Below are 21,599 nucleotides of genomic sequence, written 5' to 3' on the forward strand. Positions count from 1 at the left end.
TATGACGTTAATAATCAGGAGATAACGACCATTCGCCGACCGTTCAGAGCGACGCCGGTCCAGAAAGACGGACCGCGCTCCAACCGTGATATCCGGGTTCCCCGGGTCCAGCTTATCGATGCCGAAGGCCTTAACCACGGCAGCATCCCGACGCAAGACGCTATTGCGATGGCAGAAGAAGCGGGTCTCGATCTTGTCGAGATCGTGCCCAATGCCGAGCCGCCGGTATGTAAGATCGTGGATCTCGGTAAGCTGAAGTATCAGAATCAGAAAAAAGCCTCCGAAGCACGCAAGAAGCAGAAAACGGTCGAAATCAAAGAAATTAAGATGCGACCGAACATCGACACGCATGATTATGAAGTGAAGATGAAGGCTGCGCTGCGTTTCTTTGAAGAGGGCGATAAGGTCAAGGTAACTCTTCGTTTCCGTGGCCGTGAAATGGCCCACCAGGAGCTTGGTATGAAGCTTCTGTTGCGCGTGAAGGAAGATACTGTTGACATCGCCAAGGTGGAGTCCGAGCCAAAGCTCGAAGGCCGCCAGATGATGATGGTTCTGGCTCCGCGCTAAATTTAAAACTCTGCCTTTGAAAAGCCGCCTTTGGGCGGCTTTTCGTTGCTCCAACATTTCAGCAGTTAGAGATTAACATGAAAACTTTGGGCGAACTGGGCAAGTATCAGCAAAGACGCCGTCTTGCGATTGCCATTGTTATAGGGCTTCTTGTCGTGGCCCTTCTGTTTGTGAGTTCCCAATCCGATGGGTATTTGCATGAATATATCGAAGCTTTCGGCATAAGCCTCATCGTTGCGGCCATTCTCGGTCGTATGTGGTGCACGCTTTATATCGGTGGGCGCAAAAGCGCGGAAATCGTGCAGACCGGTCCTTATTCGCTCACCCGCAACCCGCTTTATGTGTTCAGCAGCATCGGCGCGATCGGCATCGGCGCTCAGACAGGCAGCTTCATTATTGCTCTGGCCTTTGGCGTGCTGTGTTATCTGGCTTTTTCGATTGTCATCCGCACGGAAGAGAAGTTTCTCAAAGCCAATTTCGGAAAGCCTTACGCGGATTATTGCGCACGTGTACCGCGATTCTTTCCGCGCTTTTCCGCATTCCGCGACGAGGATGCGCTGCTGGTAAAACCGGACCGGCTTTATCGGACATTTACCGATGGACTGGTGTTCTTTGTGGCTTATCCGTTCTTTGAGCTTATCGAATATCTGCAAAACATCCACGCATTGCCGATTTTGCTGCGTCTTTATTGAAAATCAGGCGCGATTGCGTGCAATTCGGGCTGATTCAGGCATTGCGTTTTCTGGCCTTTAAGCCTATAAGGCCGCGTTCGAACCGCCCGGCAGGGCATGCCGTGGCGGTTTCGTATGCTTTTCGGACTTGGTCGGTCCGGGAGTCAAACAAGGTTCCGGTCTTTTGCAGGACGGACGCCACTCAATACAAGAGACGTCGAGTGCCGAATGGCACGAGGGGGATCGCAAATATTAAGAGGCGTGAAGTGCTGAAAGCACGACCGGGACTAAACAAAGGAGTAGCAAAATGCCCAAGATGAAGACCAAATCGGCTGCTAAGAAGCGGTTCAAAATCACTGGCACTGGCAAGGTTGTAGCTGCGGCTGCAGGCAAGCGCCATGGCATGATCAAGCGCTCGAACAAGTTCATTCGCGATGCACGCGGCACCATGGTGCTCTCGGAAGCAGATGCGAAGATCGTAAAACAGTTCCTGCCTAACGGCCTCTAAGCCGTCTATCCTCTAAGGAGATCATAACATGGCACGTGTAAAACGCGGCGTAACTTCCCACGCCAAGCACAAAAAAGTTCTCGAGCAGGCTTCCGGTTTCCGCGGCCGTCGTAAAAATACGATCCGCACCGCTAAGGCTGCTGTTGATCGTTCGAAGCAATATGCTTACCGCGATCGCAAGAATCGCAAGCGCACGTTCCGCGCTCTGTGGATTCAGCGTATCAACGCTGCTGTCCGCGAACAGGGCCTGACCTATGGCCGTTTCATCGATGGTCTTGCAAAGGCGGGTATCGAAATCGACCGTAAGGTTCTTTCCGACATCGCAATCCATGAACCTGATGCGTTCGGTGCGCTGGTTGCTTCTGCAAAGAAGGCTCTTGAGTACCTCAAGAACACCGAGACACCAAACGCTTTTGAAGGCGCTGTTCGCTAAGCCAGCCGCCTTCCCGAAGCGATATTGTTAATTTTGGGAACCCGCGCTGGCTCGGCTGGCGCGGGTTTTTCTTTCGTATCTGATGCCAGCGGCGCGACAGTGAAGCTAAAGCAAGAGGCGTGGAGTGCTGCAAGCACGACAGGGACGTAAATAAACAAGAGGCGTGGAGTGCCGCAGGCACGACAGGGACGTAAATAAACAAGAGGCGTGGAGTGCCGCAGGCACGACAGGGACGTAAATAAACAAGAGGCGTGGAGTGCCGCAAGCACGACAGGGACGTAAATAGATGAGCGATCTTGAACAACTCGAACAAACGATCATGGGTGAAATCGCTGCGGCCAGCGACGAGCCTTCGATTGAAGCGGTGCGCGTGGCTAGCCTTGGCAAAAAAGGCACGATTTCTGAAAAGCTGAAGACGCTGGGTTCGATGACGCCGGAAGAGCGTCAGGCGCAGGGACCTGCCATCAACGGTCTGAAGAACCGCGTCACAGAAGCACTTAACGAGCGCAAAACAGAGCTGCGCAAACAAGCGATTGCTGCGCGCCTTGAGCGTGAAAAACTCGATGTGACACTTCCTGTTCGCGAAAGTGCAGTCTCGCGTGGCCGCATCCATCCAATCTCTCAGGTTGTCGATGAAATCACGGCGATTTTCGCGGATATGGGGTTTTCGATTGCCGAAGGTCCGGATATCGAGACCGACTATTATAATTTCACGGCGCTGAACTTTCCCGAAGGTCATCCGGCGCGCGAAATGCACGACACGTTCTTCTTCAATCCAGACGAGAAGGGTGAGCGCAAATTGTTGCGCACGCATACTTCGCCCGTGCAGGTGCACACGATGGAGAAGTTTGCGGCGATTCGCGATAAGGAAGGCCGCGACGAGCCGATCCGCATCGTCATTCCGGGCAAAACCTATCGCATGGATTCGGACGCCACCCATTCGCCGATGTTCCATCAGGTCGAAGGTCTGGTCGTCGATAAATCGGCCAATGTCGCCAATATGAAATGGGTGCTGGAAGAGTTCTGCAAGGCTTTCTTCGAAGTGCCTAATGTCACGATGCGCATGCGTCCGAGCTTCTTCCCCTTCACCGAGCCATCGGTGGAAGTGGATATTCAGTGCGACCGTTCCGGCCCGCATGTGAAGTTTGGCGAAGGCAATGACTGGCTCGAAATTCTGGGCTGCGGCATGGTGCATCCGAATGTGCTGCGCGCTTCGGGCTATGATCCTGACGTCTATCAGGGCTTTGCATGGGGCATGGGGATCGACCGTATCGCTATGCTGAAATACGGCATGCCTGATCTGCGCGCCTTCTTCGATGCTGATGTGCGCTGGCTCAACCATTACGGTTTCCGTCCACTCGATTTGCCGACGCTGTTCGGCGGTCTGAGCGCATAAAGACAGGAAGGAACAGACACATGAAATTCACACTTTCCTGGCTCAAGGATCACCTTGACACGCAAGCAACGCTCGACCAGATCGTCGAAAAACTGACCGATATTGGTCTGGAAGTGGATGGGGTCGATGACCGCGCCGCGTTCAAAGCTTTCAAAATCGCCAAGGTGGTGAGCGCGGTTCAGCACCCGGATGCTGACAAGCTGCGCGTTCTCTCGGTTGATACGGGCGAGGGCCAGCCAGTTCAGGTCGTTTGCGGCGCACCCAATGCGCGTGCTGGTCTGGTCGGTGTTCTGGGTCGTCCGGGCGATTATGTGCCGGGCCTTGATGTTACGCTGTCGGTTGGCAAAATCCGGGGCGTTGAAAGCTTCGGCATGATGTGTTCCGAGCGCGAGCTGGAATTGTCTGACGAGCATAATGGCATTATCGATCTGCCCGAAGATGCGCCGGTTGGCACAAGCTTCGCAAGCTATCTCGGCATTGACGATCCGATTATCGAAATCGGCCTGACGCCGAACCGTGCGGATTGCACCGGCATTCGCGGCATTGCACGCGATTTGGCAGCCGCTGGTCTTGGCACGCTCAAGAACACCCTGCCGGAAGCTGTCAAAGGCGAAGGCGAAACGCCGGTTAAGATCATTCTTGATCAGGATGCGGAAAATCCGTTCTGCACAGGTTTTGCACTGCGCATGGTCAAGGGCGTGAAGAATGGCCCAAGCCCGAAATGGATGCAGCAGCGCCTGAAAGACATTGGCCTGCGCCCGATCAATGCGCTGGTGGACATCACCAATTATGTCACATTCGATCAGGGCCGTCCGTTGCACGTCTTTGATGCGGCCAAGGTCAAGGGCGACCTGACAGTACGTCTCGCAAAGGATGGCGAAACCATTCTCGGTCTCGACCAGCGAGACTATAAGTTCAAGCCGGGCATGTATGTGATCGCCGATGATAACGGTCCTGAATCGATTGCCGGTATCATGGGCGGTGAGCATTCCGGCTGCGATGAAAATACTGTCGATGTGCTCATTGAATCCGCCCTTTGGGATCCGCGCATGATTGCGCGCACGGGTCGTGAGCTGGGCATCGTCACCGATGCACGTTATCGTTTTGAGCGCGGTGTTGATCCGGAAATGATGGTTCCGGGCGCAGAACTGGCAACGAAGCTCGTGCTTGAACTGTGCGGCGGACAGCCAACGGTTCTCGACGTGGTTGGTTATAAGGCTCCAAGCGCACGGGTGATTGATTTCCCGGTTTCGGAAGTCAAGCGCCTGACCGGTATCGACGTTTCCTATGACGCATCTTTTGACATTTTGAAGCGCCTTGGATTTGGCGTTGAAGGCGATGGCAAACTCATCAAGGCAACCGTACCAACATGGCGCGGTGACGTGGAAGGCAAGGCCGATCTCGTTGAAGAAGTCATGCGTATTCATGGCATCAACCAGATTGCACCGCAGCCGCTGCCGGGCCTTGGCACGGTTAATGGCCGTATTCTGACGACGCTGCAAATCCGCACGCGTCTGGCACGCCGCACGCTTGCTTCGCGCGGCATGATGGAAGCTGTGACCTATTCCTTCATTTCCGAAGCACAGGCCAAAGCCTTTGGCGGAGGCAAGCCGGAATTGAAGCTGGCCAACCCGATTGCAGCCGATATGTCGGATATGCGTCCTTCGCTTTTGCCGGGCCTGCTTGCAGCCGCACAGCGCAACGCGGATCGTGGCTTTGGCGATACGGCCTTGTTTGAAGTCTCGGGCATCTATGAAGGCGACAAGCCGGAACAGCAGCGCCGTGTGGCAGGCGGTATCCGTCGCGGTACGGCTGGTGTTGAAGGCTCGGGCCGTTTCTGGTCAGGCAATGCAGCACCTGTTGGTGTGTTTGATGCGAAAGCCGATGCACTCGCAGCCCTTGAAGCAGCCGGTGCACCGGTTGACCGCATCCAGATCGAAGCCGGTGGGCCAGCATGGTTCCATCCGGGTCGTTCGGGCACGTTGAAGCTCGGCCCCAAGGTGGTTTTGGGCTATTTTGGTGAGTTCCATCCCGATACGCTGGAAGCGCTTGACGTTTCGGGCGCACTGTGCGGCTTTGAAATCTATATCGATGCGATCCCTGAGCCGAAAGCCAAGGCAACCCGCACCAAGCCAGCCTTGAACCTCTCGCAGTTCCAGAGCCTCAAGCGTGACTACGCTTTCGTGGTGGATGCAAGCGTTGAAGCAGGCAGCGTGATGAAGGCCGTTTCTTCGGCTGACAAGAAGCTGATCGTTGGCGTTCAGGTCTTTGACATCTTCACCGGCGCTTCGCTGGGTGAAGGTAAGAAGTCGATTGCGGTTGAAGTGGTGTTGCAGCCACAGGACCGCACGCTGACCGACGAAGATCTGGAAACCCTGTCAAAGCAGGTGATCGCAAGTGTCACCAAACAGACCGGCGGCGTTCTTCGCGGATAAGCATAAAATAAAAAGCCCGGCTTCAAGCCGGGCTTTTGCTTTAAACCGGTTCATGCTTTTGGGCGGCGTGCCGTATAGGCATGGCGAGCATTGCCATATCGATGATCTTTTGAACGGCGGCGCGCGAATTGCCATCGCGTGCTTCAAAGGAAATGCTTTGCTGGATCATGTGATAAAATTCGCTCATTTGCGTCAGGTCAGTGCTTGCAGGCAGATCTTTATCGGCAACAGCGCGTTCAAGGCGATGGGACAGCCGCTCATGATTGCTATGGCGCACAGCTTTCAGAAATTCCTTTACCGGCACGTTTTCCGGCTTGCACTGGATGGAACTGACACTGATCATGCAGCCGCCAGCCGGACATTCAAAGGCGCTGTCAGCGCTCAATTCCAGCCATTGCCGCATACCATCCTGAATGGTTGACGCGTTTTCAAGCGCCTCAAAAGGGGCGGCACCAATGGTACGGCGATAATAGTCCACAGCCTCGCGAAACGCCTGCTCCTTGTTGCCAAAGGCCGCGTAAAAGCTCGGCGGCGTGATGCCTATCGCGGCTGTGAAGTCGTTGATCTGGGCGCATTCATAGCCTTTGCTCCAGAAAACCTTCATGACTTTTTCCAATGCAGCATCGCGGTCGAAGCTGCGTGGACGCCCTCGCGGAACCATTTTTCTCCCTTTCTATAGTTGGTTATATATAATTCCCTTGACGCGCCGTAGCAAGGCGTTATGCATTATGTAGTACCGACTATATAAATAGGATTCGTCCCATGAACGAAGTGTGTGATTCTGCCCTTGCGGCGGAAGGGGTTTCTACGTCCTCAAATCAGGCGCGCGCCATCCCTCTGGTGGTCTATTGCTTGACGCTGGGCATTTTTGCGCTGACAACGTCCGAACTGATGATTTCGGGCATGATGCCCGCCCTTCAGCAAGCCTTCGGACGTTCCATCTCCGATATTGGCAACTTGATTTCAGTCTATGCTCTGGGCATGACGATTGGCGGTCCACTGGTGACGGTGCTGTTTTTAGCGCTGAAAATCGAGAACAAGCGTGGTCTGCTGTTCCTTTTGATTTTTTACGCTGTGGCGCAAAGTATTGCTGCTTTAACAAGTAATTTTCATGTGATGCTGGTGGCACGTGTTCTCACCGGCATGGCGGCGGCGACCAGTTTTGGTCTGATGCTGGCAATCACCGCGAAGCTGGTGGTGCCTGAACTGCGCGGTCGTGCATCCTCGCTGGTCTTTGCGGGGCTGATGCTTTGCACGGTTTTGGGCGTGCCGCTCGCAACCGCCATGACCAACAGCTTCGGCTGGCGGGCCAGTTTCTGGGCGATTGTGGTGCTGGTTTTGTTCTGTGCGCTGGTGATTGCGCTCAAAATTGAAGCGAGGCCAGACAATGCCGAGGTCAACTTACGCTCCGAACTCAACGAAATGCGCAAGCCGAAACTCTGGGGCGCTTATGCAACCAGCGCGCTGGTGATTGGCGCATCATTTTCGGTCTATAGCTACCTGTCGCCGATCACGGCACAGCTTGCAGGCTTTGAGGAAGCGCAATTGCCACTCCTGCTCGCAGTCTACGGCGCGGCCAATATTATCGGCAATTATGTCATCGGGCGCTTTGTGGACCGCCATACGATTGCAACTATTTTCATTGGCATTCTGATCATGCTGGCTGCGATGGTGATCTTTGCACTGTTTGCCGAGCTGAAATTTGCCACGGTGCTGGCAATTGTCATGATTGGTCTGACGGGTATTGCGCTTAATCCGGCTTTCATTGCGCGTGTGATGCGAATCGCGCATCCGGGTGCACTGGTCAATGCCATGCATGCATCGGTCATCAATATCGGACTGGCGCTTGGCCCATGGGCGGGTGGCTTTGCACTATCGTCAGGTTATAGCCTGTATGCGCCGCTTTGGGTAGGCGTAATCATGACGCTTCTTGGCCTGTTAACCCTTGCACCCCGTGCGCTGCGGAAGATGTAAGCGTATTTTTTATATGGAAAATAAAGGACTCTGCTATTTGCAGGGTCTTTTTATTATGTCATTTTTTAAGTCAGGAGATTTCATTGAAACATTTGCGTCATTCCTGTCTAGAACCAAACGCGCAAGAGGAACTTTTCATAAAGATCATTTTGAATGATCCGCTTTTGAGAGATGCCTTGCATCGAGCTCGTGACTTGAAATTACCCGATTGTTGGATCGTGTCGGGAGCACTTTATAATACGGTATGGAATGCATTGACGGAGCGGTCGTCGGGATATGGCATCAAAGATATCGATATAGCCTATTTTGATGCCGGTGATTGTTCATGGGGAGCTGAGAGTGAGTTTATCGATAGAGGTGCCATACGATTCGAAGATTTTCCTCTGCCCGTAGAAATACGGAACCAGGCTCGGGTTCATTTGTGGTTTGAGCAACATTTTGGCCAGCCTTATGAACCGCTTTATTCCGCTACGCAATCAATCGAACGATATCCCGCAATTGCACAATGTGTGGGCGCAAGGCTTGAAACAGACGGAACGGTATGTGTTCACGCGCCTTTCGGTCTCAAAGACATTTTTTCATTCCTCTTACGCCCCAATCGTGTCATCGATAACCGCAATACATCCAATGTTAAAGCTCAACGCGCGCTTGAGTACTGGCCGGAACTGGTTGTCGAACCATGGGATACGAGCGATGAACTTCAAAGAGAGGAATAGCATGTTTCGTTGGGGTATTCTTTCCACGGCCAAGATTGGCGTCACACAGGTTATTCCGGCACTTTGTGTGTCTGACAATGGTGTTGTTCATGCAATCGCCAGCCGCGATCTGGCGCGTGCCCGCGCTGTGGCGGACCGTTTTGGGGCACCGCTGGCCTTCGGTTCCTATGAAGAGTTGTTGGCAAGCGATGAAGTGGATGGCGTTTATATCCCGTTGCCTACCTCGCAGCACATCGAATGGACACTCAAAGCTGCGCAGGCTGGGAAACACGTGCTTTGCGAAAAGCCGATTGCGCTGAAAGCTGACGACATTGATCAGCTGATTGCAGCCCGCAACAAGCACAAAGTGACAATCGCCGAAGCCTTCATGGTTTATTACCATCCACAATGGATCAAGCTGCGTCATCTTCTCGCTGACGGCGCGATTGGCACGCTGCGCCATGTCCAGGGAGCTTTTAGCTATTTCAACAATGATCCGACCAATATGCGCAATCAGCCGGAACTGGGCGGCGGTGTGCTGCCGGATATTGGCGTTTATCCAACCGTTGTGACGCGCATGGTGACAGAGAAAGAGCCGCTCTCGGTTCAGGCGACGGTCGAGTTCGATCCGAAGTTTGGTACGGATCGTTATGCCAATGTGTCGGCACGCTTTGATGGTTTTGATCTAAGCTTTTATGTTGCCACCCAGCTTGCCGGTCGTCAGACCATGGTTTTTCACGGTGACAAAGGCTTTATCGAAGTGCATGCGCCCTTCAACACCGGCAAATATGGTCATGGCCGCATCACACTTCATAATGCCGGGCATACGGAGGCGACAGAATGGTCATTTTCCGATATAAATCACTATCAGCTTCAGGCCGAAAACTTTGTGCGTGCCACGAAAGGGGAAAGCGTGATGCTGTTTTCTCTGGAAAACTCGAAGGCTAATCAGAAATTTATCGATGCAATATATCGCGCTGGTAAAAGCGACGGCTTTGTGAACGTCTGATTTGTGTGACTGGAACAATTGTCAGGAAGAAATCTTTCTTTGTCAGGCCGCTTGTGACTTGCAGTGAAAAAGACCCTTTCTTATATACGCCTCACACAGGCTTTGATAAAAGGCGGGCGGCTTGAAAAACACTTCCCGACATCACACCTTGAAGCAGGCATTGTGAAATTGATAGGAACCGCTCATGGAACGCTCGGTAGAGGTTTTGGCGGTTTGCTGAATGGAGAGAAATATGGCTAAAGTTATTGGTATCGATCTGGGAACGACCAACTCCTGCGTCGCCGTCATGGACGGAAAAAGCGCGAAGGTCATTGAAAATGCCGAAGGTGCGCGCACCACGCCTTCGATTATCGCTTTCAGCGATAGTGACGAACGCCTCGCTGGTCAGCCTGCGAAGCGTCAGGCGGTCACGAACCCTGAAGGTACTCTGTTTGCCGTAAAGCGCCTGATTGGCCGCCGCTTTGATGACCCAATGGTCACCAAGGACAAGGATCTTGTGCCTTACAAGATCGTCAAGGGCGACAATGGCGATGCCTGGGTTGAAGTTCACGGCAAGAAATATTCCCCATCGCAGGTTTCCGCGATGATCCTTCAGAAGATGAAGGAAACCGCTGAATCTTACCTCGGTGAAACTGTTAAGCAGGCCGTTATCACGGTTCCGGCTTACTTCAACGATGCGCAGCGTCAGGCAACCAAGGATGCCGGCAAGATCGCTGGTCTTGAAGTTCTGCGTATCATCAACGAACCAACCGCTGCAGCACTCGCCTATGGTCTCGACAAGAGCGAAGGCAAGACGATTGCTGTTTACGATCTTGGTGGTGGTACGTTCGACGTGTCGGTTCTCGAAATCGGCGACGGCGTATTTGAAGTGAAGTCCACCAATGGTGATACCTTCCTCGGTGGTGAAGACTTTGACATGCGTCTGGTCGAATACCTCGTTGCTGAGTTCAAGAAGGAAAGCGGCATCGATCTGAAGAACGACAAGCTTGCTCTGCAGCGCCTGAAGGAAGCTGCTGAAAAGGCAAAGATCGAACTTTCGTCGGCACAGCAGACCGAAATCAACCTGCCGTTCATCACCGCTGACCAGACTGGTCCGAAGCACCTTGCCATCAAGCTTTCGCGTTCGAAGTTCGAAAGCCTGGTTGATGATCTTGTGCAGCGCACGGTCGAGCCATGCAAGGCAGCGCTCAAGGATGCAGGCCTCAAGGCTGGCGACATTGATGAAGTGGTTCTGGTTGGCGGTATGACCCGTATGCCGAAGATCCAGGAAGTCGTGAAGCAGTTCTTCGGTAAGGAACCGCACAAGGGCGTGAACCCGGACGAAGTTGTTGCCATGGGTGCAGCCATTCAGGGCGGCGTTCTGCAGGGCGACGTCAAGGACGTTCTGCTGCTCGACGTAACTCCGCTTTCGCTCGGCATTGAAACGCTCGGTGGCGTGTTCACACGCTTGATCGAACGCAACACCACGATCCCGACCAAGAAGTCGCAGACTTTCTCGACCGCTGAAGACAATCAGTCGGCTGTGACGATCCGCGTCTTCCAGGGCGAACGTGAAATGGCTGCCGACAACAAGATTCTTGGCCAGTTCGACCTCGTTGGCATTCCTCCGGCACCACGCGGCGTTCCGCAGATCGAAGTCACCTTCGACATCGACGCCAACGGTATTGTGAACGTGTCTGCCAAGGACAAGGGCACCGGCAAGGAACACCAGATCCGCATTCAGGCATCGGGTGGTCTTTCGGACGCCGACATCGAAAAGATGGTCAAGGACGCGGAAGCAAACGCGGAAGCTGACAAGCAGCGTCGCGATGCTGTTGAAGCCAAGAACCAGGGTGAAAGCCTCGTTCATTCGTCTGAAAAGTCACTGAAGGAATATGGTGACAAGGTTTCGGCAGAAGACAAGCAGGCAATCGAAAGCGCAATTGCAGCGCTGAAGACCGCGCTTGAAGGCGACAATGCTGAAGACATCAAGGCGAAGACCCAGACTCTTGCCGAAGCTTCGATGAAGCTTGGTCAGGCCATGTACGAAGCAGCACAGGCTGCGGAAGAAGGTGGTGCTGCCGGTGCTGAGCAGGCTTCTTCAAACGACGATGTCGTTGACGCCGATTATGAAGAAATCGACGACGACAAGAAAAAGTCGTAAGCCTTGTCCGTAAACGCTCAAGCCCGGGTCATTCCCGGGCTTTTGCGGCCTTTCGGGACGGTTGCACCGGACGGACAAAATTGACAACAGTCCAGCAGATCCGCTTTGAGCGATCTGCGCCAAATGGGACCGTGGAGCCGCATTTCTTGCGCTCGCTCCTGCCGTCGGGATAACGAACGATGAAGATCGATTATTACGAAGCTCTGGGTGTGGAGCGAACAGCAGACGATAAGGTGCTCAAAAGCGCTTTTCGCAAGCTGGCTATGGAATATCATCCGGATCGCAATCCGAATAATCCGGATGCTGAACGCAAGTTCAAGGAAATCGGCGAAGCCTATGAAACGCTCAAAGATCCGCAGAAGCGTGCAGCCTATGACCGTTACGGTCATGCAGCCTTTGAAAATGGCGGTATGGGCAATGGTTTTGGCGGTGGCGGCTTTGGTGGCGCTGGTGGTTTCTCCGATATTTTCGAAGATATTTTTGGCGAGATGATGGGTGGCGGTCGCCGCCGCTCCAATGGCGGCCGCGAACGTGGTGCCGATCTTCGCTACAATATGGAAGTCAGCCTGGAAGAAGCCTATTCCGGCAAGGCCGCACAGATTCGTGTGCCGACTTCCATTACCTGTGATGAATGTTCCGGCTCTGGCGCCAAGGCTGGCTCACAGCCGACCACCTGTAGCATGTGCTCCGGCTCTGGCCGTGTGCGCGCATCGCAGGGCTTCTTCTCGGTCGAACGCACCTGCCCAACCTGTAATGGTCGTGGCCAGATCAGCAAGGACCCATGCGGCAAGTGTCACGGTCAGGGCCGTGTGACGCAGGAGCGCTCACTTTCGGTCAATATTCCGGCAGGCATTGAAGACGGAACGCGCATTCGTCTGGCTGGCGAAGGTGAAGCGGGAACGCGCGGCGGACCGTCGGGCGATCTTTATATTTTCCTGTCAGTCAAACCGCATGAATTCTTCCAGCGCGATGGTGCCGATCTTTACTGCAAAGTGCCAATCTCAATGACCACGGCTGCTCTTGGCGGTGACTTTGAGGTTTCCACGCTGGATGGCACACAAACACGCGTGAAAGTGCCGGAAGGCACACAGAACGCCAAGCAATTCCGCCTCAAGGGCAAGGGCATGCCGGTTTTGCGCCAGCAGGCCGTGGGTGATCTTTATATCCAGATCGACATTGAGACGCCGCAGAATCTGTCCAAGCGGCAGCGCGAGCTGCTTGAGGAGTTTGAACAGCTCTCATCCAAAGAGAATAGCCCCAAATCGTCAGGCTTCTTCTCGCGGATGAAGGAGTTTTTCGAAGGTATAGGTGAGTAAAAAAAAGGGAGCCGAATGGCTCCCTTTTTTTACGCCTCGCCCTGATCCTGTCCTGCTTAAATAATTTAAGAGGGTAGTCTGGCCGCAAATAGGATGATCTCTGCGGTCTTTTAACCGTATAAATGCACTATAACGGCTAAAAGTATTGCCGTTTGGCATTTTGGCCGCACAAATGACACTCTGCTCGTTGAAAATGCCGCATCGCGCTTTCCAAAAATAAGTTTTGATTTTCGGGCCGATACGGTAACTTGTCTGATAACGACAGTGGGAGCAATTGGAATGGCAGTGCAGCTCGGCAGGAAACTGGCCGCTAAGTTCGATGAGGAAATCCGTTTTTTCAAAGGCTGGATAGACGGACCGAAAGCGGTCGGCGCGATATTGCCGACAAGCTCGATTACGGCGCGACGCATGGCGAGCGTCATTGATACCAAATCAGGCCTGCCTGTTCTTGAACTCGGACCGGGCACCGGTGTTATCACCAAAGCCATTCTTGCGCATGGCGTGAAGCCGGCCGATCTTTACTGCGTTGAATATTCGTCGGATTTTGTCGAGCATCTCAGCAAGACTTACCCTGATGTAAACATCATTCATGGCGATGTGTTTGATCTTGACCTGGCGCTTGGCGAGATGAAAGATCAGAAATTCGACAGCATTGTTTCCGCTGTTCCCATGCTGAATTTTCCTATGGAAAGCCGCATTCGGCTGATGGAAAGCCTGTTGTCGCGTCTGCCGCGCGGCCGTCCGCTCATACAGATTACCTATGGCCCGCGTCCGCCGGTGCCAGCGGGCAAGGGCAATTACATCGTGCAGCATTACGACTTTGTCGTGCGCAATGTGCCGCCTGCGCAGCTCTGGGTCTATCGCAGCCCGCTCGTCTGAATTCCCACGGAGCAAGCAATTCTATGACAGCAAAAATTCTGGTTTTTGCCGGTTCTATTCGCAAGGGAGCCTTTTCGGGCCATATGGCAGATGCGGCTGAAAAAGAACTCGAAAAACAGGGTGCGAAGGTCACACATCTTTCGCTGGCCGATTATCCAATGCCGATGATGAATGAGGATCTGGAAGCCGAAGAAGGCGTTCCCGAAAATGCCATGAAACTTGGCCGCCTCTTGGCCGAGCATGACGGGCTGATGATCTGTTCGCCGGAATATAATGCATCGATCCCGCCGCTTCTTAAAAACACAATCGACTGGATCAGCCGCATTTCAAAGGATGGCGACAAGCCGCTCAAGCCTTATGCGGGGTTGACGGTCGGGCTTTGCTCAACCTCCAACGGTGCTTTTGCGGGAATGCGCGGGCTCTATCATTTGCGCGCCGTGTTGATGGCTGTTGGAACGCAGGTTGTCACCGAACAATGTTCGGTCAGTGGTGCTGCCGATGCCTTCCATGATGATGGGACGCTCAAAAACGAACGTCAGGCACAGATGCTGAGCGCTGTTTGCAAAAGTCTGATCAAGCATTCGGTTCATCCGGGCCGCTGATAATCCGTACTATCCGCATATTTCAGGGCGCGGTATCTTTCGTACCGCGCCCTGTTGTGCGAATAAATCAGAAATCACAGCGGAGAATAGCATGACGACGAAAGATTTGCGGGATCGCCTGATCGTGGGCCTCGATGTACCGACCATTGCTGAAGCGGAGACAGTGGTCGAAGAACTCGGCGATGCAGTCACTTTCTATAAGATCGGCTATCAGCTTGTGTTTGCTGGCGGGCTTGATTTCGCAAAAAGCCTGATTGCGGCAAAGAAAAAAGTCTTTCTCGACATGAAGCTCTTGGACATCGACAACACCATCGCCAAGGGCGTGGAAAATGTTGCGAAGATGGGCGTTTCGATGCTCACGCTGCATGCTTATCCAAAAGCCATGCGCTCGGCTGTGCAAGCGGCGAAAGGCTCTGATCTCTGCCTGCTTGGCGTGACGGTCCTGACCTCGATGGATGAGGCGGATCTCAAAGAAGCGGGCTATTCCGATACACCGGAAGCGCTGGTTTTGAAGCGTGCCGAGCAAGCGCGTGATGCGGGCATGGGCGGGATTGTGGCTTCGGCCGCCGAAGCTTTTGCGATCCGCCAGGCGATCGGCTCTGAGATGGCTGTTGTCACACCGGGCATTCGCCCGGCAGGCAGCGACAAGGGCGACCAGAAGCGCGTCATGACGCCTGCCGATGCGCTGAAAGCCGGTGCAAGCCATCTCGTCGTTGGGCGCCCGATCGTGAGCGCCAGTGATCGCCGGGCTTCAGCCCTTGCCATTTTGGAAGAAATGAAGTCGGCTCTATAAGTTGCTGGAGGAGAAAACAATGACCAAAGCCTATTGGATTGCCCGTGTGGATGCCCGTGATACGGAGCGCTACAAGGATTATGTTTCCACTGCCAAGCCAGCTTTTGAGCGCTATGGCGCGAAGTTTATCGCGCGGGGCGGTAAGGCTGAAGCCGTCGAAGGACCGGGCCGGGCCCGCAATGTCATCATCGAATTTGAAACGATGCAGCACGCACTCGATTGTTATAATTCGCCCGAATATCAGGCGGCAAAAGCCATCCGCCAGACTGTGGCGGATGGCGAAATCGTCATTGTTGAAGGGGTTTGACCTTCAAAGCCTGACCGGTGGGTCGTGACGACCACTGACTGACAGATCAAGCAAAACGACTTTGCCCGCATGCGGATCCGCATTGCGGGCATTTTCATTCATGCCCTCATATGCGCTGGTGACAATCAGCACAGAGGCGTCCGCACCGATAAAGGCCGGGCAGGTCGGCTGCGTAACCGGCAATTTTATTGAGCGGATCAGACGCCCTTGCGGCGAATAGGCATTGAGCGCACTCCCACCCCAGCAGGCATTCCACAGCGTGCCTTCCGCGTCCACCACCGAGCCATCAACCCCACCATCTTCTACGCGATGATGAAACACGCTCTTTTCAGAAGTGGGCAGACCGGTTTCGGGATCGGTATCAACCCGCCAGATAATATTGCGGTCGGTATCTGCAAAATAGGCGATCCTGCCATCGGGTGAAAAGCAGATCGAATTGGTGATTGTGATGCCGGAGAAAAGCTTTTTTACCTGCCCTTCGCGATACCACCAGATTGCACCCGCATCTTTCTCGGCTTTCTTGCCCATGGTTCCGATCCAGAAGGAACCGGATGGGTGCACACGCGCATCATTGGAGCGCGTTATGTCATTCTCAGCTTCCAGCGGGTGATGCAGCGTCAGGCGTCCATTTGCGCGCTCGCGTACGAACAGGCCATGTTCGCTGACAATCAGCTGGCGTTGACGATCAATGACCGCAAGAGCACTGGCTTTCATACCAAGATCATGCGTGCGCACTTCACCGCTGTCGTCTCTCTCAATAAGCCGCTGCCCCAGAATATCGAACCACCAGCATTGCGCGGTCAGTGGATCATAACCCGGACCTTCGCCCAACTCTGCAATATGGTCGGCAAATATGGTTGTCTTGACTGCGCTCACCTGCTCCTCCCGATTTTGGTGACCGTCAGCATAATCAAGCGCAGGGCTGCGATCCAGCTACAAATATTTGTGTAAGCAGAAAGGACTATATTGCTTGTTGAATCCGTTTTAAGTTCCGGCAACTAAGAATCGCGAGGAAATCATGTCGCTAAAAGTTGCGGTCCAGATGGACCATATCAGCACGGTCAATATTGCAGGTGACACCACCTTTGCTCTGTCGCTTGAAGCGCAGAAGCGCGGCCACGAACTCTACCACTATACACCTGACCGGCTTTCCATGCGTGACGGCGTTGTTTCGGCGCGACTTGAGACGCTGGAAGTGCGCGACATCAAGGGCGATCATTTCACGCTTGGCGAGCCTGTGCGCCGTGACATGACTGATATGGACGTGGTGCTGCTGCGTCAGGACCCGCCATTCGACATGAATTACATCACCAATACGCATCTGTTGGAGCGTATCCATCCAAAGACGCTGGTGGTGAATGACCCGGCATGGGTGCGCAACAGCCCGGAAAAGATTTTCGTCACCGAGTTTCCGGATCTGATGCCGGAAACACTGATCACCAAAGACCCGCAAGAGGTTATGGATTTTCGCCGCGAGTTTGGCGACATTATTTTGAAGCCGCTTTATGGCAATGGCGGTGCAGGCGTGTTCCATCTGGCCGATGGCGACCGCAACCTCACTTCGCTTCTCGAAATGTTCGGCCAGCTCTTCAAAGAGCCGTTCATTGCGCAGCGTTATCTCAAGGATGTGCGCTCAGGCGACAAGCGCATCATTTTGATTGACGGCGAGCCGGTTGGTGCAATCAACCGTGTGCCTTCGGAAAGCGACGCACGTTCCAACATGCATGTTGGTGGCCGTGCAGAGCAAAGCAAGCTGACTGCGCGCGAGCAGGAAATCTGCGCGCGCATTGGCCCGTCGCTCAAGGAACGTGGATTTATTCTCGTCGGCATCGACGTGATCGGGGATTACATGACCGAGATCAATGTGACCTCGCCAACAGGCATTCGCGAAATTGAGCGCTTTGACGGCACCAATATTGCAGCGCTCTTCTGGGACGCTGTTGAAGCCAAGCGTAAATAAGATCACATCTTAAAGATGATAATGATAGGGCCGGTCTGACACAATCAGACTGGCCCTTTCTCTTGATTGCATTCACTGAAAATGCTTAAATCTTTTGGTTGTATTTAAGCACTTGCTCACTTTATAGCTGTGCTGCGTGTTATGCGGGGGCATATGGTAGCGCGCGTTGGAACGGTTGCCTTTCAAGGCATAGAGGCGGTGCCTGTCGATGTGCAGGTGATGGTGGCGCCGGGAAAAATGGGCATGTCGATTGTCGGCCTGCCCGATAAGGCCGTGGCGGAAAGCCGGGAGCGGGTGCAGGCAGCACTCCATGCCTCAGGCCTCTCCATGCCGACCAAACGGGTGACGGTTAATCTGGCGCCTGCCGATCTGCCGAAAGAGGGGTCGCATTACGATCTTCCCATAGCAGTGGGGCTGATGGCGGCCATCGGTGCGATTCCTGCCGATGCCATTCAATCTTACATGATGCTGGGCGAGCTGTCGCTTGACGGTACGATTACCGCTGTTGCGGGTGTTCTTCCCGCAGCAATCAGCGCCAATCGTGAGGATAAGGGGCTGATCTGTCCCCATGCCTGCGGATCGGAGGCGGCATGGGCCGGCGCTGATATTGATATCCTTGCACCGCGCAGCCTGATCGCGCTGGCAAATCATTTCAAAGGCTCGCAGGTGCTGACACGGCCTGAGCCGTCCATGCGCGTTTCAACCGATGTGCCGCCCGATCTGGCTGACATCAAAGGGCAGGAGACGGCCAAACGTGCGCTGGAGATTGCCGCCGCAGGCAATCACAATCTGCTGCTGGTCGGCCCACCCGGATCAGGCAAATCCATGCTGGCGCAACGCTTGCCTTCCATTTTGCCACGACTTAGCCCCCGCGAGCTTTTGGATGTTTCGATGATTGCCTCTATTGCGGGCGAGCTTTCCGGCGGAAAACTCTCCGATCGAAGACCGTTCCGCGACCCGCATCATTCGGCGTCTATGGCGGCCATGGTCGGCGGTGGCTTGCGTGCGCGCCCGGGCGAGGTCTCACTTGCGCATAATGGCGTATTGTTTCTCGACGAATTTCCCGAGTTTACACCGCAGGTGCTCGATTCCTTGCGCCAGCCGCTTGAGACCGGTGAATGCATGATTGCGCGCGTCAATCACCGCACCAGCTATCCGGCGCGTTTTCAACTGATTGCCGCAATGAACCCCTGCCGTTGCGGCATGGCAGGGGAACCGGGGCATACTTGCGCACGCGGGCCGCGGTGCCAGAGCGATTATCAGGCGCGCATTTCTGGTCCATTGCTGGATCGCATTGATCTGCGCGTTGATATGCCTGCCGTTTCAGCACTTGATCTCATTCAGCCATCGCAATCAGAGCGAAGCGAGAGTGTTGCCAAGCGTGTGGCGCGTGCGCGCGCCATCCAAAGCGCACGCTATTCGGCCCTTGGGCTCGATTCATCAATGACCAATGCCCATGCTTCGGCAAATCTGATTGAGGACGTGGCGAAGCCTGATGCTGCCGGTATCAAACTGTTGCGCGATGCCAGTGAACAGATGCGTTTTTCCGCCCGCGCGTATCATCGCATTTTGAAAGTGGCGCGTACTCTCGCTGATCTCGACGGTGTCGATCAGATCAGCCGGATACACCTTGCCGGTGCGATTTCCTATCGGATGGGAGCGGAAAGGCTGATCGCTTCTGCCTGAATTTATTTAACCGATCCAACGAGCAGATTGTCCGGGCTTTCGATGCTGACCCAGCGGCCTGTATTGTTGGCGGCCTGACGCTTGAGATAGGTGTAGTCGGTTTCATCCCAGCGCAAAACTTCGTCGGTCAGATTGTCGAGAACAAAGTCGCCACGATCCGTGCGAACGGTCAGAACGGCATGGCCTTCGCCGTCCGGCTTGCGCACGACGGTGATCAGCAGGTCGGTCATCGGAATGCCAGCCTTGGCCAGCTCACGCTGCTTGAGCAGAGCGTAATCTTCACAATCGCCAACCGTGGTCGGGTAAGCCCAATATTCCTCAACGCCGTAGATTTCCATGTCGGTCATCGGCTTGATGCGTTCATTGATCGAAAGATTGACCGCCTGAATGTGCTGCCAATTGTTGTTGTTGAGCGAAAGCGCGCGTGTATCGCGGCTCACGATGCTGCATTCAGCGGCTTCGCGCTTGCAGAATTCGTAATGGCCGATTGGCTGTGATGTGAGCTTGCCCGTCTGCATGAAGGGGCCGGAGGCTGCCTGCGCACCAAAGCTGAGCGTGAGAGCGGCAATACCGATGCTGGCAGCAGCGATAAGTTTCAAGCTGGAGCGAACTACACAAAACATACTCAACGCCCTTTTCACAGCCCGCAACGGGCATTTATTAACGAAAAGTTAAAATATGAAACATGGCCTGAGTCAATTAAGACTGTGGCGCCTTCGCCCAACTTCTTAATTAATGGTTAACACGGGTGGTGTGGATTATATACATCTTTTGCGTGTGTAAATGCATACAAAAAAACCGCTATGGCGGCCATAGCGGTTTCAATATAATTTATTAAATCAAGTAGTTAGAGCGGTGTGAAACACACATTGGTGTGGCCTGCGCTCACGAAACCAAGGCGCTGAGCCGCGCCCTTGGAGAGATCAAGCACGCGTCCTTTGATAAAAGGGCCGCGGTCATTGATGCGCACGACAAGCGATTTGCCATTGCGCTGGTTGGTCACTTTAACCTTGGTGCCCAGTGGCAATGTTTTGTGCGCTGCAGTCAAACCGGCTGGGTTCATGCGTTCGCCCGATGCCGTGCGGGAGGTCAGCGCATACCAGGAAGCACCGCCACAGCGCGCAGCCTGAGCTTCCATTGCGGTGATCGAGAACAGACCGGTTGTCGCAACGGCGAGCATAGCCATACGGATTTTGAAGTTCATTGTGATTCCAATAGTCGTTTCGAAAGGCCTTCACAGTCATGACTGATAAAGACCGGTGCCAACTGGAATCTAAATGTGGCGATGGCGTGATGTTATTGAGAGTATAATGAGGGGATAGAATCGATTATCTCAGCGGAATATCATCCTATACTGGACGTTGTTTATTTAGATTATCAAGAAGAAATCAGGAATATTTGGGATTGAATCGCGTTATCTCTGTAAATCTGCTTACGATTCGTTAGGATTTGGAGGATGACTGCCTTGATTCATGTTTTTAAGCGCGATCCTCAAGAAAATCTGCTTGCGACAGGGCGATGGCTTAGCCGAGCCAATACAATTTTTATTTGTATGGCTAGTTTTCCATCGGAATCCATAAGATGACAAAATCCGGCCTTTTTCGCGAAAACTGCAACCTGTGGATGCTTTTTTGATGATCAAGTTTGGAGTCCTTGCTGTAACTTTTGTTGAAACCCTGCGTGATGACGCAGATTTGTCCACGCCTCCTATGCATGCAAAAGCCAAAATCCTGCTATAAGCGCTCATCTTCAGAATGGAATATCATGCAGGATAATACGCAACAGGACGATGCCGATAAAGAATTGCCGCCGGTCTCGGCGGGCAAGCGTATTGTTTATCTCTGCCTCGGTTTGCTGATGCTGGCTCTTGGTATCGTCGGTGCCATTCTGCCGGTGATGCCAACAACGATCTTCATCATTCTTGCTGCATGGTTTTTTGCGCGCTCCTCGCCGAAGTTCGAGGCGCGTCTGCTGGCCGATCCGCGTTTTGGTCCGATGATCATCAAATGGCGTGAGCGTGGCGCGATCCCCCCCAAAGCAAAACTATATGCATGCCTTGGCATGGCATTCGGCTATGGCATGTTCTGGTGGGGTGCGCAGCCGGGGCCATGGCTCGCGATAGGCGTTGCAATCTTCATGCTGGGCTCCGCCGCTTATGTTCTTTCTCGCCCCAATGCGTGAGTCATATATTATTATGTTTGCATATATAGGCATGAAACCGCACC

The 21,599-nt window shown here is 53.8% G+C and carries 22 protein-coding genes; 18 read left to right on the top strand and 4 right to left on the bottom strand.

The features are described 5' to 3' along the window. Positions 1-30 precede the first annotated feature (30 nt). The 6 genes from infC (at position 31) to pheT (ending at position 6,010) form a co-directional block, all read left to right on the top strand. Positions 31-567 carry a translation initiation factor IF-3 gene (gene infC, locus ABE527_RS00335; RefSeq protein WP_265983809.1) on the top strand — a complete coding sequence of 179 codons (537 nt, stop codon included), beginning with the start codon at positions 31-33 and terminating at the stop codon, positions 565-567. Between the two features lie 77 nt (positions 568-644). Further along, a complete protein-coding gene (locus tag ABE527_RS00340) occupies positions 645-1,259 on the top strand; it encodes a methyltransferase family protein (protein WP_265982492.1) in 615 nt (204 codons plus the stop codon). A gap of 286 nt (positions 1,260-1,545) precedes the next feature. Then, positions 1,546-1,746 carry a 50S ribosomal protein L35 gene (rpmI, locus tag ABE527_RS00345; RefSeq protein WP_024898386.1) on the top strand — a complete coding sequence of 67 codons (201 nt, stop codon included), beginning with the start codon at positions 1,546-1,548 and terminating at the stop codon, positions 1,744-1,746. Positions 1,747-1,774: 28 nt separating this feature from the next. Next, on the top strand, positions 1,775-2,179 hold the full coding sequence (gene rplT, locus ABE527_RS00350) for a 50S ribosomal protein L20 (protein WP_265982496.1): 405 nt from the start codon (positions 1,775-1,777) through the stop codon (positions 2,177-2,179). A gap of 286 nt (positions 2,180-2,465) precedes the next feature. Then, a complete protein-coding gene (gene pheS / locus ABE527_RS00355) occupies positions 2,466-3,575 on the top strand; it encodes a phenylalanine--tRNA ligase subunit alpha (protein ID WP_265982498.1) in 1,110 nt (369 codons plus the stop codon). A 20-nt stretch (positions 3,576-3,595) separates the two neighbouring features. Beyond that, entirely contained in the window at positions 3,596-6,010 is a 2,415-nt protein-coding gene (pheT, locus tag ABE527_RS00360) for a phenylalanine--tRNA ligase subunit beta (RefSeq protein ID WP_499695779.1), read from the top strand. Between the two features lie 40 nt (positions 6,011-6,050). Here the strand turns inward: pheT and ABE527_RS00365 are convergent, their stop codons facing one another. Next, positions 6,051-6,671 (bottom strand): TetR/AcrR family transcriptional regulator, encoded by a 621-nt coding sequence (locus ABE527_RS00365; RefSeq protein WP_265982500.1) that lies wholly within the window; start codon positions 6,669-6,671, stop codon positions 6,051-6,053. A 101-nt stretch (positions 6,672-6,772) separates the two neighbouring features. On the opposite strand from ABE527_RS00365, the gene ABE527_RS00370 reads away from it, so the two are divergent. The 9 genes from ABE527_RS00370 to ABE527_RS00410 all read left to right on the top strand — a co-directional run bounded on the left by ABE527_RS00370 (position 6,773) and on the right by ABE527_RS00410 (position 15,728). Continuing rightward, the gene (locus tag ABE527_RS00370) at positions 6,773-7,984 is read left to right on the top strand and encodes an MFS transporter (protein WP_499695780.1); all 1,212 of its coding nucleotides are present in this window, start codon (positions 6,773-6,775) and stop codon (positions 7,982-7,984) included. Positions 7,985-8,067: 83 nt separating this feature from the next. Then, positions 8,068-8,700, top strand: a complete 633-nt coding sequence (locus tag ABE527_RS00375; RefSeq protein ID WP_499695781.1) for a nucleotidyltransferase family protein — start codon at positions 8,068-8,070, stop codon at positions 8,698-8,700. 1 nt (position 8,701) lies between these two features. Further along, positions 8,702-9,688, top strand: coding sequence for a Gfo/Idh/MocA family protein (locus tag ABE527_RS00380; RefSeq protein ID WP_499695782.1), 987 nt, complete (start codon positions 8,702-8,704; stop codon positions 9,686-9,688). 232 nt (positions 9,689-9,920) lie between these two features. Then, on the top strand, positions 9,921-11,831 hold the full coding sequence (gene dnaK / locus ABE527_RS00385; RefSeq protein WP_499695783.1) for a molecular chaperone DnaK: 1,911 nt from the start codon (positions 9,921-9,923) through the stop codon (positions 11,829-11,831). 179 nt (positions 11,832-12,010) lie between these two features. Continuing rightward, positions 12,011-13,147: a molecular chaperone DnaJ gene (gene dnaJ, locus ABE527_RS00390; RefSeq protein ID WP_499695784.1), complete on the top strand. Its 1,137-nt coding sequence runs from the start codon at positions 12,011-12,013 to the stop codon at positions 13,145-13,147. A 279-nt stretch (positions 13,148-13,426) separates the two neighbouring features. After that, complete coding sequence (gene pmtA / locus ABE527_RS00395) at positions 13,427-14,026, top strand: phospholipid N-methyltransferase PmtA (RefSeq protein WP_265982506.1); 600 nt, start codon at positions 13,427-13,429, stop codon at positions 14,024-14,026. A gap of 23 nt (positions 14,027-14,049) precedes the next feature. Beyond that, entirely contained in the window at positions 14,050-14,628 is a 579-nt protein-coding gene (locus ABE527_RS00400) for an NADPH-dependent FMN reductase (RefSeq protein WP_499695785.1), read from the top strand. A 91-nt stretch (positions 14,629-14,719) separates the two neighbouring features. After that, complete coding sequence (pyrF, locus tag ABE527_RS00405; protein ID WP_499695786.1) at positions 14,720-15,421, top strand: orotidine-5'-phosphate decarboxylase; 702 nt, start codon at positions 14,720-14,722, stop codon at positions 15,419-15,421. Positions 15,422-15,440: 19 nt separating this feature from the next. Beyond that, positions 15,441-15,728, top strand: a complete 288-nt coding sequence (locus tag ABE527_RS00410; RefSeq protein WP_007872716.1) for a DUF1330 domain-containing protein — start codon at positions 15,441-15,443, stop codon at positions 15,726-15,728. Between the two features lie 3 nt (positions 15,729-15,731). Here ABE527_RS00410 and ABE527_RS00415 read toward each other — a convergent pair whose 3' ends face one another. After that, entirely contained in the window at positions 15,732-16,604 is an 873-nt protein-coding gene (locus ABE527_RS00415) for an SMP-30/gluconolactonase/LRE family protein (protein WP_499695119.1), read from the bottom strand. A gap of 142 nt (positions 16,605-16,746) precedes the next feature. Here ABE527_RS00415 and gshB point away from each other — a divergent pair, with 142 nt between their 5' ends. Beyond that, positions 16,747-17,688: a glutathione synthase gene (gene gshB / locus ABE527_RS00420; RefSeq protein ID WP_265982515.1), complete on the top strand. Its 942-nt coding sequence runs from the start codon at positions 16,747-16,749 to the stop codon at positions 17,686-17,688. Positions 17,689-17,841: 153 nt separating this feature from the next. Continuing rightward, positions 17,842-19,374, top strand: a complete 1,533-nt coding sequence (locus ABE527_RS00425; protein WP_499695787.1) for a YifB family Mg chelatase-like AAA ATPase — start codon at positions 17,842-17,844, stop codon at positions 19,372-19,374. Positions 19,375-19,376: 2 nt separating this feature from the next. Here the strand turns inward: ABE527_RS00425 and ABE527_RS00430 are convergent, their stop codons facing one another. Then, the gene (locus ABE527_RS00430; RefSeq protein WP_499693229.1) at positions 19,377-19,997 is read right to left on the bottom strand and encodes a transglutaminase-like cysteine peptidase; all 621 of its coding nucleotides are present in this window, start codon (positions 19,995-19,997) and stop codon (positions 19,377-19,379) included. A 224-nt stretch (positions 19,998-20,221) separates the two neighbouring features. Continuing rightward, positions 20,222-20,578 (bottom strand): septal ring lytic transglycosylase RlpA family protein, encoded by a 357-nt coding sequence (locus ABE527_RS00435; RefSeq protein WP_187543663.1) that lies wholly within the window; start codon positions 20,576-20,578, stop codon positions 20,222-20,224. A 560-nt stretch (positions 20,579-21,138) separates the two neighbouring features. Here ABE527_RS00435 and ABE527_RS00440 point away from each other — a divergent pair. Next, positions 21,139-21,555, top strand: a complete 417-nt coding sequence (locus tag ABE527_RS00440; RefSeq protein WP_396995983.1) for a YbaN family protein — start codon at positions 21,139-21,141, stop codon at positions 21,553-21,555. Positions 21,556-21,599: the final 44 nt, after the last annotated feature.

The sequence above is a fragment of the Brucella sp. TWI432 genome, from assembly GCF_039674445.1.
Taxonomy (GTDB): Bacteria; Pseudomonadota; Alphaproteobacteria; order Rhizobiales; family Rhizobiaceae; genus Brucella; species Brucella chromiisoli.